13 protein-coding genes, 1 other RNA gene and 1 pseudogene are annotated in these 15211 nt (G+C 44.8%); 5 read left to right on the forward strand and 10 right to left on the reverse strand.

Going from position 1 to position 15211, the window contains the following annotated elements:
- The first annotated feature begins 6 nt into the window (after positions 1–6).
- Positions 7–1305, forward strand: coding sequence for a TrpB-like pyridoxal phosphate-dependent enzyme (locus G3M65_RS01915; protein WP_173832887.1), 1299 nt, complete (start codon positions 7–9; stop codon positions 1303–1305).
- Here G3M65_RS01915 and ffs read toward each other — a convergent pair.
- Both ffs and trmFO read right to left on the reverse strand, forming a co-directional pair.
- Positions 1298–1393: signal recognition particle sRNA small type (gene ffs / locus G3M65_RS01920), an RNA gene on the reverse strand. The two genes, G3M65_RS01915 and ffs, sit on opposite strands and share 8 nt — an antisense overlap.
- Positions 1390–2706 (reverse strand): annotated as a pseudogene (gene trmFO, locus G3M65_RS01925) (FADH(2)-oxidizing methylenetetrahydrofolate--tRNA-(uracil(54)-C(5))-methyltransferase TrmFO); the annotation flags it as partial. The pseudogene trmFO and the gene ffs, both read right to left, overlap by 4 nt.
- Positions 2707–2724: 18 nt before the next feature.
- Between trmFO and glmS the strand changes: the two are divergent.
- Positions 2725–4503 (forward strand): glutamine--fructose-6-phosphate transaminase (isomerizing), encoded by a 1779-nt coding sequence (gene glmS, locus G3M65_RS01930; protein ID WP_173832888.1) that lies wholly within the window; start codon positions 2725–2727, stop codon positions 4501–4503.
- A 32-nt stretch (positions 4504–4535) separates the two neighbouring features.
- Positions 4536–4886, forward strand: coding sequence for a CZB domain-containing protein (locus tag G3M65_RS01935; protein WP_173832889.1), 351 nt, complete (start codon positions 4536–4538; stop codon positions 4884–4886).
- 8 nt (positions 4887–4894) lie between these two features.
- Here the strand turns inward: G3M65_RS01935 and argF are convergent, their stop codons facing one another.
- Genes argF through G3M65_RS01950 form a run of 3 tightly spaced genes read right to left on the reverse strand, consistent with a single transcriptional unit; the run spans position 4895 to position 7002 of the window.
- Positions 4895–5815 carry an ornithine carbamoyltransferase gene (gene argF, locus G3M65_RS01940; RefSeq protein WP_173832890.1) on the reverse strand — a complete coding sequence of 307 codons (921 nt, stop codon included), beginning with the start codon at positions 5813–5815 and terminating at the stop codon, positions 4895–4897.
- Between the two features lie 5 nt (positions 5816–5820).
- On the reverse strand, positions 5821–6237 hold the full coding sequence (locus G3M65_RS01945; protein ID WP_173832891.1) for a lytic transglycosylase domain-containing protein: 417 nt from the start codon (positions 6235–6237) through the stop codon (positions 5821–5823).
- Positions 6238–6243: 6 nt separating this feature from the next.
- Positions 6244–7002: a spherulation-specific family 4 protein gene (locus G3M65_RS01950; protein WP_173832892.1), complete on the reverse strand. Its 759-nt coding sequence runs from the start codon at positions 7000–7002 to the stop codon at positions 6244–6246.
- 61 nt (positions 7003–7063) lie between these two features.
- Between G3M65_RS01950 and G3M65_RS01955 the strand changes: the two genes are divergently transcribed.
- On the forward strand, positions 7064–8098 hold the full coding sequence (locus G3M65_RS01955; protein ID WP_173832893.1) for a succinate--CoA ligase subunit alpha: 1035 nt from the start codon (positions 7064–7066) through the stop codon (positions 8096–8098).
- An 888-nt stretch (positions 8099–8986) separates the two neighbouring features.
- Positions 8987–9202: a hypothetical protein gene (locus G3M65_RS01960; RefSeq protein ID WP_173832894.1), complete on the forward strand. Its 216-nt coding sequence runs from the start codon at positions 8987–8989 to the stop codon at positions 9200–9202.
- Between the two features lie 71 nt (positions 9203–9273).
- Here the strand turns inward: G3M65_RS01960 and G3M65_RS01965 are convergent, their stop codons facing one another.
- The 5 genes from G3M65_RS01965 to uvrC are packed head-to-tail and all read right to left on the reverse strand — an operon-like array spanning position 9274 to position 15207.
- Entirely contained in the window at positions 9274–10119 is an 846-nt protein-coding gene (locus tag G3M65_RS01965) for a fumarate hydratase (RefSeq protein WP_173832895.1), read from the reverse strand.
- Entirely contained in the window at positions 10100–11104 is a 1005-nt protein-coding gene (locus G3M65_RS01970; protein WP_173832896.1) for a malate dehydrogenase, read from the reverse strand. Before G3M65_RS01970 ends, G3M65_RS01965 begins: the two co-directional genes overlap by 20 nt.
- Positions 11105–11116: 12 nt before the next feature.
- Positions 11117–11506, reverse strand: coding sequence for a hypothetical protein (locus G3M65_RS01975; protein ID WP_173832897.1), 390 nt, complete (start codon positions 11504–11506; stop codon positions 11117–11119).
- Positions 11503–13479 (reverse strand): aconitate hydratase, encoded by a 1977-nt coding sequence (locus G3M65_RS01980; RefSeq protein WP_173832898.1) that lies wholly within the window; start codon positions 13477–13479, stop codon positions 11503–11505. The genes G3M65_RS01975 and G3M65_RS01980 overlap by 4 nt, the downstream gene beginning before the upstream one ends.
- 42 nt (positions 13480–13521) lie before the next feature.
- Complete coding sequence (gene uvrC, locus G3M65_RS01985) at positions 13522–15207, reverse strand: excinuclease ABC subunit UvrC (protein WP_173832899.1); 1686 nt, start codon at positions 15205–15207, stop codon at positions 13522–13524.
- Between the last annotated feature and the right edge of the window lie 4 nt (positions 15208–15211).

Raw genomic sequence — 15211 nt, forward strand, 5'->3', positions numbered from 1 at the left:
GGTAACATGAAGTATTTCCTTTCAGAAAGTCAGATACCAAAAAGATGGTTTAACATAGTTCCCTACCTTCCAAAACCCCTTGACCCACCCCTTGACCCCCAAACTGGTCAACCTGTTAGCCCAGACAAGCTCCTCGCCATATTCCCAGAGCCTATAGTGGAGCAAGAGGTTTCAGACAAGGAATGGATAGATATTCCAGAAGAGGTGCTAAAAATATACAGCCTTTGGAGACCTACTCCCCTTCACAGGGCAAAAAACCTTGAAGAATACTTAGGCACACCTGCAAAGATCTTCTACAAAAACGAGAGCGTCTCCCCTCCTGGAAGCCACAAGCCAAACACCGCGGTTGCACAAGCATACTACAACAAGATATCAGGTGTGAAAAGGCTTACCACAGAAACGGGAGCAGGTCAGTGGGGAAGCTCTCTTTCCTTCGCTACCCAGTTCTTTGGGCTTGAATGCGAGGTTTTCATGGTAAGAGTGAGCTATAACCAAAAACCTTTTAGAAGGATACTTATGGAAACTTGGGGTGGCAAGGTGGTTCCCTCCCCAAGCCCCCTTACGCAGTCAGGAAGGAAGTTTTACGACGAAAACCCAGAACACCCAGGAAGCCTTGGCATCGCCATAAGCGAAGCCATAGAGAGAGCCGTCTTTACCCCAGACACCAAATATTCCCTCGGAAGCGTCCTAAACCATGTTTTACTTCACCAGACAGTTATTGGGCTTGAGGCAAAGCTACAGATGGAAATGGCAGGATACTATCCAGACTATGTGATAGGTTGTATAGGTGGTGGAAGTAGCTTTGCAGGCATAGCCTTCCCCTTTTTGAAGGATAAACTAACAGGAGAGAAACCAAACCTTGAAGTGATAGCGGTTGAGCCCAAAGCCTGCCCAACCCTCACAGAAGGAGAATATAAATACGATTATGGAGACACGGTTGGGCTTACGCCCCTTATAAAGATGTATACCCTTGGGCATGATTTTGTCCCTCCACCCATACATGCGGGTGGCTTGCGTTATCATGGTGATGCACCACTTGTCTGCCTCTTGTATCATGAAGGCTTTGTCTCCGCATCCGCCTACAAACAAAGAGAAGTCTTTGAATCCGCTGTTATCTTCGCAAGGACAGAGGGTATAGTGCCTGCTCCAGAGTCCGCTCACGCCATAAAGAAAGCGATAGACATAGCCCTTGAGTGCAAGAAGACTGGAGAAGAGAAGGTTATCCTCTTTAACCTCTCAGGACACGGATACTTTGACCTAAACGCTTACTATATGTATCTAAAGGGAGAGCTTCCAGATACTTAAAAACCCCGCACCCGAGACTGCAGGTCTACCGTTGCTCCCTTTCGGGCCTGGCGGGGTTCAACCCTGTCCCGTTGCGGGGCTATTTATAATTATATCCTCGTTTACGCATTTTGCCCACTCCTGCATGATGCTTATAGCCCTCTCCGCCAAAAGCCTTTTCCTCTCCTGTTTATCCTTTACCCTTTTCTCTAAGGGTGGCAAAAGTCCAAGCACAGGGGACATGGGTTGAAGCGTCCCTTCCTTACTGGTTATATACCTCACAAGAGAACCCAGCATGGTCTCCTCTGGTGGGACAACCAAGGGTTTACCCTTCATAAGCCTTCCTGCGTTTATACCGGCTAACAGACCAGTGCCTGCGGATGCGGAGTATCCTTCCACGCCTGTTATCTGTCCAGCAAAAAAGATATTCTCATACTTCCTCATATTCAAAAAGGGCGTGAGAATCCTGTTTGACTGTATAAAGGTGTTTCTGTGCATAGAGCCAAGTTTTACAAAGACCGCATTTCTAAGACAGGGTATTAGTCTAAGAACTCTTTTTTGTTCTGAGTAAGTCATGCGTGTCTGAAAGCCTACAAGGGAAAGCAGGGTGCCTTCCTTGTTTTCTTTTCTTAACTGGACCACGGCGAAGGGCTCTTTGCCCGTTTTGGGGTCCACCAGTCCCACAGGCTTCATAGGTCCAAAGAGAAGAGTTTTATAGCCTCGCTCAGCCATCTCCTCCACGGGCATACAACCTTCAAAGTATACAAGGTTTTCAAAGTCCTTTGGTTGAATCTTCTCAGCCTTCAAAAGCTCTTCGTAAAAGAGTTTGTATTCCTCCTCTGTAAGAGTGCAGTTAAAGTAGTCATCTCCTCCCTTTCCGTAGCGCGACGCCCAAAAGCCCTTTGAAAAGTCTACACTGTCCGCCTCCACTATGGGGGATATGGCATCATAAAAGTAAAGGTAGTCAAAGCCCACAAGCTCCCTTATGTCCTCTGTTAGAGCAGGCGACGTGAGGGGCCCTGTGGCTACTATCACAATGCGGTCTCTTGGAACCCTTTTTACCTCCTCCCTTACAAGCCTTATGTTGGGATGTTCTAAGATTTTTCTGGTGATGTATTCCGAGAACAGCTCTCTGTCTACCGCAAGGGCTGTACCTGCAGGCACATGGGCGTGCTTGCCTGCTTCTACCACCAGAGAGTGGAGAAGTTCCATCTCAGCTTTTAAAAGACCAGCACCAGAGGTAAGCTCCACGCTACCGAGGGTATTGCTACAAACCAGCTCTGCCAACCGCTCCGTTCTGTGGACTGGCGTGTATTGATTAGGCCTCATCTCGTAAAGTAATACCTTAATGCCCATGTTTGCCAGTCTGTAGCTGGCTTCTGAGCCTGCCAGACCACCTCCTATTACAATGACTTCTTCCATAGCCTTATAATTTTAGGCATGTGTGGTATAGTTGGTTATACAGGTTCAAACCCAGCTCTTATTGTCCTTTTGCAGGGGCTTGAAAGGCTTGAATATAGGGGCTATGACTCTGCAGGTGTGGCTCTCATAGAGGACGGGAAGATATACGTGGAAAAGAAGGTGGGCAAGATAAGGGAGCTGGTGCGTAGCCTTTGGGGTAAGGAGCTAAGGGCAAGGGTAGGTATAGGTCATACTCGGTGGGCAACCCATGGAGAGGTCTGCGAGCTAAATGCCCATCCTCATACGGACAGTAGCGGTGAGTTTGCTGTAGTCCACAACGGAATAATAGAGAACTACAGAGAGCTAAGAGAGGAACTTCAAAGGCTTGGAGTGGAATACAAATCTCAAACGGACACGGAAGCAATTGTGCATCTTATAAAGCTACACTACGAAAGAGACCTTCTCAAGGCGGTGCTTGCAGGCGTAAGGAGGCTAAAGGGAGCTTACGCCTTCGCAGTCATAACCTCAAGAGAACCCGACAGGATTGTGGCGGTCAGATACGGAAGCCCCCTTGTGGTGGGTGTGGGCAAGAACGAGAACTTCATCGCCTCCGACATACCAGCCCTCCTGCCCTTTACAAGGGATGTAATACCCCTCAACGACGGTGAGGTAGTGGACCTAAGACCTGACGGCTTTTTCATATACGACTTTGAGGGCAACCTGCTGACAAAGGAGATAATGCATGTGCCTTGGGATGTGCTATCTGCGGAGAAGGGAGGCTTTAAGCACTTTATGCTAAAGGAGATATTTGAACAACCCAGAACCCTTGGAGACACCGTAAGAGGATACATATCAAGAAACTACGAAATGCCCATAAATCTGCGGGACTTTCGCCGTGTCTTGGTGGTAGCCTGCGGAACTTCTTATCATGCAGGTCTTGTGGGTAAATACTGGATTGAAAAGTATGCAAAGGTGCCAGTGGAGATTCTTTATGCCTCAGAGCTTAGATATTCAGACAGCCCAGTAGGAGAGGGAGACCTAATAATAGCCATATCCCAATCTGGTGAAACCGCAGACACGAGGTTTTCTTCCCTTGCCATGAAGGAAAAGGGGGCAACCCTGCTTTCTATTGTGAATGTGATAGGCAGTGCTTTAGACAGGGAGTCTGATTATAGCCTTTACACGCACGCAGGACCAGAGATTGGTGTTGCTGCCACAAAAACCTTTACCGCACAGCTTGCAGTTCTCTATGCCCTTGCGGTGAGCCATTCTGAGGAGAGGGAAAAACTTACGGAAAATCTCCTCAAAGTGCCGCACCTCGTGGAGGAGGTTCTCTCAGAGGCGGAGAAAGTAAAAGACATAGCCCTCAAGTATGCGGATTTCAAAAACGCCATATATCTTGGCAGGTATCTGAGCTACCCCATGGCCCTTGAAGGTGCACTAAAGCTAAAGGAAATATCCTACATACACGCAGAGGGCTACCCAGCCGGTGAGATGAAGCACGGACCTATAGCCCTCATAGACGAGCGTATGCCTGTTGTGGCAATCGTGCCAAGGGACAGGGTTTATGAAAAAACACTTTCCAACGTGGAAGAGGTGCTGGCACGAAAGGGCAAGGTTATAGGCGTAGGGTTCAGAGGAGACCAGAGACTCAAAGAGCTCTGCGAGAACATCCTTGAAATACCACATGTGGAAGAAGACCTCACGCCCTTTTTGACCGCTGTCCCCCTACAGCTCTTTGCCTACTACATAGCGGATTACCTTGGGCTTGATGTAGACCAGCCACGAAACCTCGCAAAGACTGTTACCGTGGAGTAAAATTTATTGAGACAACATGGAGGTTCGTGCTTGTGGTTGGTCTATTAAGTTTATTAAGGGACTTGGACATATACCTATCTCAGCATGCCATATATATTTCCAAACTGGAAAGAGCCATAGAAAACCGTCAGCCCTTTGAACATAAGACCTGTAGAGAATGTGCCTTTAGGAAAAAGTTTTACGAAGAGGTTTATCCTTATATGGAAGAATACGAAGATAAGATTAAAGAGCTACTACATGAGATAGAAAAACTTCATTGTGGTTTTCACGAGATAGCCAGCAAAATAGATACCCAAAATCCAAAGCCAGAGGATGCGGAAATAATAAAAAAGGTTAAAGAGGACTCCACTCACCTATTCCAACTACTTCTTGCATTAAAATAGAGAAATCCTCAAGTAGAGGTAGAAAACAAAAACTTAAGCAGTGCCTTTTGGGTGTGAAGTCTGTTTTCCGCCTGCGTAAATATAAAGTCCGCATAGGACTCAAAAACCTCTTCCGTTATCTCCTCTCCCTTCTTTGCAGGAAGACAGTGCATAACTTTAACCTCAGGCTTTGCGTATGAAAGTAATTCCTTGTTTACCTGATAGGGTCTTAGGGCTTGTAGCTTTTCCTCTTTTCTATCTTGGTTCATGCTAACCCATACATCTGTGTATACCACATGAGCGTCCCTTACAGCCTCTACGGGGTTTGTAGTTAGATATATGCTACCACCAGTTATCTTGCATAGGTCTTCGCCTGCTTGATAGTATAGACTGCTTGGCTCATAACCCTCTGGAGTTGCCACAAAGAGCTTAAGACCAAAAAGACCCGCACCCACAAGCCATGTGTTGCATACGTTGTTTCCATCTCCCACATAAGCTATTTTGATACTCCGCACATCTTCCCCAAAAACTTCGTAAAGGGTAAAAATATCACTCAGTATCTGGCACGGATGTGCCATGTCTGTGAGGGCGTTTATCACCGGTATATCTGAGTATTTGGCAAACTCCTCTAACTTTTTGTGGGAGTCTGTCCTTATAACTATCCCATCCACATATCTTGAAAGGGTCCTTGCGGTGTCCTTTAGGTCTTCACCCCTTGAGACCTGCAGACTATTCTCCTGTAGAAATATGGTATTACCACCAAGCTGGGCTATGGCTACCTCAAAGGATACGCGGGTCCTTGTGGAGGGTTTTGTAAAGTATAAGGCTATGTTTTTCCCTTCTAAATACCGCTCCTTATCAATACCTCTCTTTATACTCAAAGCGTCTTGGAGTATGCTCCACCCTTCCTCAGGGCTTATTTCCCAAAGGTCAACAAAATTCCGTTTCATTTTATCTATTTTAACATAGTGTAGTATCTTTTGTAGTTTCTGAAAACCCTTTCCACATAAGCACCATGACCCTTTGCTTTGCTTCCCTTGTTGTAGCAGTCCACCGCATGGCTTATGTCTTTGTATTGCTCCATGCACTTTCTCAGCACCATAGCTCCAAAGTGTATGTTGTAGCAAGGCTCAAAAAGCCACTCCTTTGGTATTTTGTATCTTTCAAGCCAATGTGAGTTTATCTGCATAATGCCGTAGTCCCTCGTGCCATTTCTGTTGACGTTTATAGCCCGTAGATTAAAGTTGCTTTCCACCTTTGCTATAGCTATCAAAAGGACAGGGTCAACTCCATACCTCTTGCCTGCATCAAAAAAGCAATGATAAAAGGCAAAAGAGAGGTAAGGCACAATTAAGAGAAGGAGCAATTTCATAGAGTTTTATTCTAACAAAACGTTCATGTAGGGGCTAAGTTTAAACCATGAAGGTGGATCTTCATCTACTGCGTAGGCACAACTGGCACCACGAGATGTTAGGTATGAAAGAAGCTCTCTTGCCTGTCCCGTATCTCTTACACCATACACAAGAAAGCAGTCCTTTGTGTTTGCCCTTGTTAGCCCATATCCGTTGTATAGGAAACTTAAATTGCTTTCAAAAGCTACCAACTTGTCCGCCACACTGTAATATTCCTGAGGCACCCTTGCCCCTGGGTTTATTACCACCATGAAGTTTCCTTGTTCTTTGACATAATTGTATATCTGTCTGTAGTATTCAAAATCTCCAAGCTCATTGCTCACCTCATCAAGGAAAAAGCCCTCTATCTGAGGATAAAAGTCCAAATACCTTTGTATATCCGCTATGACCCCTTGCCGATTTCTGCGAGCGTATTCAGTCTTCAAATAACCCAACACCCTTTTACCCGATGCCTTGTATGTGTTTATAATGTTCTCAAACTCCTGGTCTTTTATGACACTTGGACCACTATCGGGGTTTATTATCACTATTATCTCCTTTGGGCTTCTCAACTGGGCTAATCGCTGATGGTCATCTCTGTAGTTTGCATCCGCAGGGTAGGAATAGAGAGGCACAAGTATGGTGGATACTCTAAGCGTTTGCTCTTGAGAGGAATTAGAACCAGACCATCCACATCCTAAAAGCAGGGTGAAGGCAACAAGAAAAAGAGCCCAAAACTTTTTCATCTTTATCTCCCAGTGAAAATTGTAATATAATCATAAAGCATATAGGTTTTGGAGGTAAAAAATGGAGAAAAACTGGAGCGTGGGAACTGTATATCTGAACGACAAGACACGAATAATAGTAATGGGCATAACAGGAAGGGAAGCCTCTCAAGTGGTAACAGAGTCTGAAGCTCTATATCCGGGTTTTATAGTGGCGGGCGTCACGCCAGGAAAGGGTGGTTCTGAGGTGGCTGGGAAGCCTGTCTACAATACGGTCAAAGAAGCCCTGCAAAAACATCCAGAGATAAACACAGGCATAGTTTATGTGCCGCCAGCCTCTGTAAAAGATGCGGTTATAGAGCTTGTAGATGCGGGCATAAAGGTCATATTCATAATCACCGAGCATGTGCCAATAAGGGATACGGTCTACTTTTACCACTATGCGAAGGAAAGAGGAGTGATAATAGTGGGTCCCACTTCTTTGGGTTGTATGATGCCCTGGATTCCCGCAAGGATTGGAGCTATAGGGGGTAAAAATCCCTCCATAGCCTACGAAAAGGGTGGGCTCGTGATACTTTCCAAATCTGGTGGGCTTACCACTACCACTGCGGAGATGTTCAAGCGTAGAGGGTGGGGCGTGTATATGGCTCTGGCTCTAGGTGGAGATGTTATCTCCTGCACTACCTTTGCGGATGCCCTTGAAAACATAGCGGATGACCCAAACGTGAAGGGTGTAATAATTCAAGGTGAAGTGGGTGGCTCTTACGAAGAGCAGGCTGCGGAGACCATCCTAAGACTTTGGAAGGAAGGCAGATGGAACAAGCCGGTAGCTGCCTTTGTAGCAGGAAGATTTCAAGAAAAACTTGAAGGTGTCTCTTTTGGACACGCAGGTGCTATAGTGGAAAGGGGTAAGGGTAAAGCCACCGATAAGATAAGAGCCTTCAACGAGGTTGGCAAGATAACAGGGCTTGTCAAGGTTGCGGAGTTTTACCATGACCTTGTGCATTGTATAGAAGAGCTTGGAGTTCCAAGAGACTTTGAAGACACTACTCCAGAAGGAAGAGTCAGACCTCTGTATTCTACCATTGATGAGGAGACCTGTCAGTTTAGAGGTTGATTTATTAATGCTTTAATTGGGCTTTGATATAGCTACTTGACAAAAACGAATAGAATAGTTATAATAAAACACAGAACTAACTATTACAATTATGTGGGAGGCTCCCCCTCCCGAATTAAAACTAACTGAAAATGTATCAGCTTGGTTTATACATAGAGTATCCCTTAGTATAGACAAATATCCCTTTTAGGGACATTTATCCACACCTCGGGTTTAGGGGCTCACCGACCCCAATGCCTTACTCCAGAGGCACTAATACCGCTCATCAAGCAGGCTTTTTATACCCACTTGATAAGGGCTTGCAGAGTGCAGTGTAAACACCAACCTCACCTAACACGGTTAGGCGAGCCTTTGTCGGTGTTCACGTTCCGCACCCCGCTTTAAAAACTAAAGAATAATATACAACATTTATCTTCGTTTGTCAACATTTTCAAAGACTAGTCGCCAAGACCTTGATAACATATATGGTGCGTGTCTCGACCATTTCGGAATAAAGGTCGGAAATTCTAAATTTTTAGAATACGAAAAGTGTATAATAGAACAATTTCTATACAGTTTATACTTAATTCGTAGCCTTATGGTTGATAGCCTTGATAGGAATGACATAAACATACGTTTTGTAAAAGCCTTTGCAGAATTTGAGAACCTTCCTTTTTCCAAGACCATAAACATACAACAAATTCTGTCATCTGTTGGTGTTAAACTAATGATATACAGCTTGCCCTTGAAGTTACCACTGACCTTAGTATAAAAAGGTTGGACCTTGACGGTATAGCAATATTCTCTGGCGATATCGATATGTATCCTATAGCTTCTTAGATAAAAGAGCATTTTGGAAGGGATGTTTATATTGTATCTTACTCTAAGAGAATTAATTCCATAGAAGGATTGAAAAACTGGCTAAAGAAAAACGACTATGCAACAACTGGGTTGATAATAACTAACTGGTTACCAAGATGGAACTTAGATATGGATCAAAAACAAGCTAATGAATGTCTAAAAAGGCTTATAGAAGAAGGTTTGTTAGATAAGGAAGGCATAGTGTTTCAAAAGGAATATGAGGAAGGCGATAATTTAATAGGCAGGTTCTTCCTATCTCCTTAGCAACCTAAAAGCAAAGCCACTTAGGAATATGACCGTTATAAGCCCTATAAAAGCCAAGATTAGGATGTATTTCACAGCTCTATCTCTGCGTGCCTGCTGGCATGGCATTGGATGTTTACCGCCACTGGGAGAGAGGCTATGTGGCAAGGATAAAGCTCCACCTTTACATCCACCGCAGTCACAGTCCCACCAAAACCCATAGGACCCCAGCCTATCTTGTTTATTTCCTCTATAAGCTCCTCTTCTATTCTCTTGGCTACAGGGTCTTTACTTCTTTCTCCCACTGGTCTAAGGAGTGCCTTCTTGGCAAGCAAGGCACAGTATTCAAATGTGCCACCTATTCCTACTCCAACGGTGAAGGGTGGACAGGCATTGGGACCAGCAAGCTTTACCGTCTCAAGGACAAACCTTTTTACACCCTCCCAACCGTCCGCAGGTTTTAGCATAGCAAGACGCGAGGTGTTTTCTGAACCCGCACCCTTTGGTGCAAAGGTGAGCTTTATCCTATCTCCGGGAACCACCCTATAGTGTATCACTGCAGGAGTGTTGTCTTTTGTGTTTTTTCTTTCAAAAACAGGGTCGTAAACCATAGAGGCTCTAAGATAGCCCTCTGTGTAAGCCCTTCTTACTCCTTCGTTTATGGCATCTTCAAGAGACCCACCCACCACATGGACATCTTGACCTATTTCCACAAAAACCACTGCCACACCTGTGTCTTGACAGTATGCCATCTGCTCCTCTCTTGCGGACTTTATGTTAAGGAGTATCTGGCTGAGGACCTCTCTTCCTATTTCAGATTCTTCTCTCCTTATGGCACTTTGATAGGCAAGCTCCACATCCTCTGGAATTTCGTAGTTAGCCTTTATGGCAATCTCCCTTACCGCCTCCACTATTTGGTCATAGTGCACTTCTCGCATTTAACAGCTCCTCCACTATGGCTATGTTTTTCCTTACAGACTCCACAGACCTCTTCCACATCTCACGCTCTTCCTCTATCATAGGTATTTTAATCACTTCTTCTGCTCCGTTGTTGCCCAATTTTACTGGCACGCCCACACACAAGCCTTCCGCCTCGTAATACTTGCCCACTTCTCCATCCAAATATACAGAACATGGTAGGATTCTCTTGTTGTCTGTCACAATAGCTTCCACCATTTCCACTATGGACGCAGCAGGTGCGTGATAAGCAGAAGTTCCCATAAGGTCTACTATCTCACCACCACCAAACTGAGTTCTCCTTATAAGCTCTTGGATTTTCTCCTTTGGTAGCATATCCTTTAAAGGTATGCCTCCCACGTTAGAAATAGATATGAGAGGGACCATTTCATCACCATGACCACCTATAACATAAGCGTTTATATCCTGTGGCGATATGCGTATTTCTCTTGATATAAAGGTTTTAAAGCGAGCAGAATCAAGCACGCCAGCCATACCCATAACCCTGTTCTTCTCAAACCCAAGAATTTTATATACCGCATAGGTCATAAGGTCTACCGGGTTGGTAACCACTATAACTATAGCCTCAGGTGCGTATTCCTTTATTTTGCCTGCTATAACCGAGAGGATGGAGATGTTTTTTTCCAGTAGGTCTTCCCTTGACATGCCAGGTCTTCTTGGAAAGCCAGCGGTTATAACAATAAGGTCGCTGTCCTTTAAGGCTTCGTAGCCTTCACCTTCTGGTGTTACTGTGTAGCCTTCCACTCTTCCGTTAATGTTCAATGCGGAAAGCATTTGCTGAATGTCAAGGGCTTTGCCTTTAACGGGCTCAATTATTCTATCTCCATCCTTCTTTGGCAAGTCAAACATACGCACATCCACAAGACCTCTCAGAGCCAAAAGGCTTGCGGTATGCTCACCTACATTCCCTGCACCTATTACAGACACTACCTTGCGTAGCTTCATATTAACCCTCCTTTACAGCATGTTATACTTCCTTAGGATTTCATACACCTTCTTGTCTTCCTCTGCAAGGCTTTTTAAGGCTTCAAGAAAGGCTTTGTCCTTATCTTCCAGCTTCCTTATTTTATCCTCAAAAGGCTTTAGTGTAGTTCTTCTGTCCCATATGGCAAAGCCTATAGTAGCCACCGTTATGGTAGTAAATATGCCAGTAATTATCCACAAAAAGTTGAAAAGCATGTCTATCTTGCGGTTTACCTCCTCAAAGCGAGCATCCACACTTTTACTGAGAGCTTTTAGCTCTGCCTCCATTCTAATGAGTCTATCTCTATCCTCTAAGGTAAAAGGCACTTCCTTTGCCTGCACCACGCTGAGGCACAAAACCAGGGCTAAAAGCCATTTGCTCATACTTCCACCTTTTGTTTTTTCTTTATCCAATTAAGCAGTCCACCTGCCAATAGCACAGAAACCTGCTTAGGTGAAAGGTTGTATTTGCATACTACTTGCTCTCCCGTGGTCTTGTTTATAACTACCACCTCCTGTCCAGCCTGTAGTCTTTGAGTGAGTTCTGGTATTTCTATCTCATCACCCAGAGAGAACTTACTGTAGTCCTCTTTGTTTACAAATTCCAAGGGCACTATGCCAAAGTTTACAAGATTTGCATGGTGTATCCTTGCAAAAGACTTAGCTATAACCGCACGCACTCCAAGAAATCTGGGGGCAAGTGCTGCGTGTTCTCTGGATGAGCCTTGACCGTAGTTTTCACCACCTATTATTATGTTGGCTTTTCCTTTCTCATCCCTTATCTTCTTGGCTCTTGAGACGAACTCTGGGTCTACGTAGTGGTAAACATACTCGCTTATGGCGTAGATGTTAGACCTAAGGGGCAGTATCTTTGCACCTGCGGGCATTATGTGGTCTGTGGTTATGTTGTCTCCCACTATAAGACTTACTTCTCCCTCTATGAGCTCTGGCATTTCGTCAAACTCGGGCAGAGGCTTTATGTTTGGACCTCTGTATATTTCCACCTCTCTCGCCTCTTCTTCTGGTAGTGGTGGTATAAAGGCTTCGTCGCCATACGGAAATCTCTCTGGGAGTTCCACCCTTATCCACTTTATGCCTTCCCTCTCTGCCAACTTTCTTGGGTCTACTATCTCTCCCGCTATGGCACAGGCTACACAGACCTCTGGAGATGCGAGGTATACTTTTGCATCGGGCGTGCCAGACCTTCCTTCAAAGTTTCTGTTAAAGCTCCTGATAGACACTCCACCGCTTGGTGGCGCGTATCCCATACCTATGCATGGACCACAGGCACTTTCCAATATCCTCGCTCCTGCCTTTAGAAAGTTAAGGAGAATACCATTCTGAGTTATAAGCTCAAGGGCTTGCTTTGAGCCAGGGGCTACCGCAAATATAACATCTGGATGAACCTTCCTTCCCTCAAGCATCTTGCCCGCTCTTGTCAGGTCCACAAAGGAGGAATTTGTGCAAGAGCCTATTACCACCTGGTCCACCTTTGTGCCTTCCACTTCTCTCACTGGCACCACATTGTCGGGTGAATGAGGGCAGGCTATTAGTGGTTCAAGTTCAGAAAGGTTTATCTCAATTACTTCATCATACTCCGCATCTGGGTCTGGCAAAAGCTCTATCCAGTCCTGCTCCCTGCCTTGAGCTTTAAGATATGCCCTTGTTATCTCATCAGATGGGAATATAGAAGTGGTTGCTCCAAGCTCCGCTCCCATGTTGGTTATGGTTGCCCTCTCTGGCACAGAAAGCTCTTTTATGCCCTCTCCAAAGTATTCAAAAATCTTTCCTACACCACCCTTTACTGTTAACCTTCTTAAAAGCTCAAGAATTATATCCTTTGCGGTTACCCACTCTGGCATCTTACCAGTTAACTTTACACCTACTATCTTTGGCATTTTTAGATAAAAGGGTTCACCAGCCATCGCTGCAGCCACATCAAGACCACCCGCACCTATGGCTATCATACCCACACCGCCAGAGGTAGGTGTGTGAGAGTCTGAGCCAAGAAGTGTCTTTCCAGGCTTTGCAAACCTTTCCACATGAACTTGATGACATATACCATTACCGGGTTTGGAAAGCCATATGCCATACCTTTTGGCAATGCTCATAAGATATTTATGGTCATCTGGGTTTCTAAAGTCTGTTTGTAGCATGTTGTGGTCTATGTAGCTAACAGAAAGCTCCGTTTTGACCCTATCCACTCCCATTGCCTCAAATTGGAGATAAGCCATAGTTCCAGTTGCGTCCTGTGTGAGGGTTTGGTCTATCTTTATGGCTATCTCCTCACCGGGTATTAGCTTTCCGCTAACAAGGTGTTCTTTGATTATCTTGTAAGCGACTGTTCCCTTTGCCATGCGCGCCTCCTTTCAAAAGGTAATGATTTATATTATACCTTTTTAACCTTTGAGATACCTTTCTACTTCCTGCTTGAGAGTGGGGCTTATACCCAGCCTCCTTAAAGTTCCCTCGTCCGCTTTTAGAAACTCGTATAGATTTTCAAAATTCCTGTATATGAGCCTTTTCTTTACTTCTCCTATACCTTTTACTTTGTCCAAGGTGTCCTTTAGACCTTCCTTTAGTCTTAAATTTCTGTTATAGGTGAGTGCAAACCTGTGTGCCTCGTCCCTAATTAGCCCAAAGACTCTGTATAAAATAGGATGTTGGGTCAGCCTTACTTCTCTTCTTTCCTCCGAGATAAGAATTTCCTCCTCCTTTGCAAGGGCATAGACCTTTATTGGTAAGGAAAATTTGTCTCTCACTCTTATAGCAACATTGAGCTGTCCATAACCGCCGTCTATAAGCCAAAGGTCTGGCATTTTTTCCTCGCCTTCTTTTAGCCTTCTTGCCCTCCTTGAGAGGACTTCTTCCAAAGCTCTATAGTCATCTATCCCTTCAAAGCTCTTTATTCTGTATCTTCTATAAGCTCTTTTGTTCATGCTTCCCATTTCCCACACTACGCAAGAACCAACAGTGTATTCACCATAAAAGTGAGAAATATCAAAACCCTCTATCCTCTCTGGCATTGGAATGCGTAGCACCCTATGAAATTCCTCCCTAAGAACCACAGGGTCAAGATGGTGTCCGAGGTTTTCCCTTATGAGTTCCTCAAGCTCTGGGCTTATATCCCTTCTTAGCTCAAAGTTTCCTCTTTGAGAGAGCCACCACAGGGTTTCTTCCGAAAGCTCAAAGTTCACAAGCAGGTTTTGAGGCAGAGGGTTTGTGTAATAAAATCCCAGCAAAAACTCCTCAAGGTCTTCTTCCCTCTCAAGGACAAAAACCTGCTTGTCCACAAGCCTTCCAGACCTAATGAGAAAAACACCCAAAACCCTACCCATAGCGTAAAGAATATCCGCATTACCATATTCAAGCCCAGAAACCCTCTGACCCTTAGAGAGGTTTTCCAAAGCCTGTATTTGGTCTCTTAGCATGGCACATCTTTCAAAGTTAAGCCTTTGCATTTCCTCTTCTATCTTTTGGTATAGCTTCTCTAAAACTTCGCTCACCTCTCCGGAGAGCAAAGCAATAGCGGATTTCACCGACAGCCTATAAGATTCCTTGTCTATAAGACCACAGCAAGGTCCAGAGCAAAGTCCAAGATGATAATCCATACAGGGTTCTTTTCTTTCTGGCATTGGGTCGCAAGTCCTGAGTTTAAACAATTTGTGGATAAGTCTTTTCACCTTTTTAGCCTTTGAGGTGCTAAAGAAAGGTCCAAAAAGCTGTCCTCTGTGTTCTGTGCCTCTTACCACTCTTACAGTAGGATATGGCTCATCGGTCAATAAAAGTAGAGGATAGCCACCGCCATATTTGTGGAGCACATTATAACGAGGTTTGTGGAGTTGAATAAGGTCTACTTCCAGCGTTAAGGCTTCAAAGGTGTTGCGTGTTATAACCCACTCCACGGAAGTGGAGTTTTCTATAATAGCTTTTTCCTTGCTGTCCTTTTCCGCCAGCTTGTAGTGTTGAAGGAGCCTATCCCTAAGGTTTTTTGCCTTACCTATGTATATGGGTCTGTTGCCCCTTTTGAAAAGGTATACGCCAGGTTTTTCTGGTGCCTTTTGAAGTTCCTCAAGGCTTAGCATACTT

Origin of the sequence: Hydrogenobacter sp. T-8, assembly GCF_011006175.1 — a bacterium.
In the GTDB taxonomy this organism is placed as follows: Bacteria; Aquificota; Aquificia; order Aquificales; family Aquificaceae; genus Pampinifervens; species Pampinifervens florentissimum.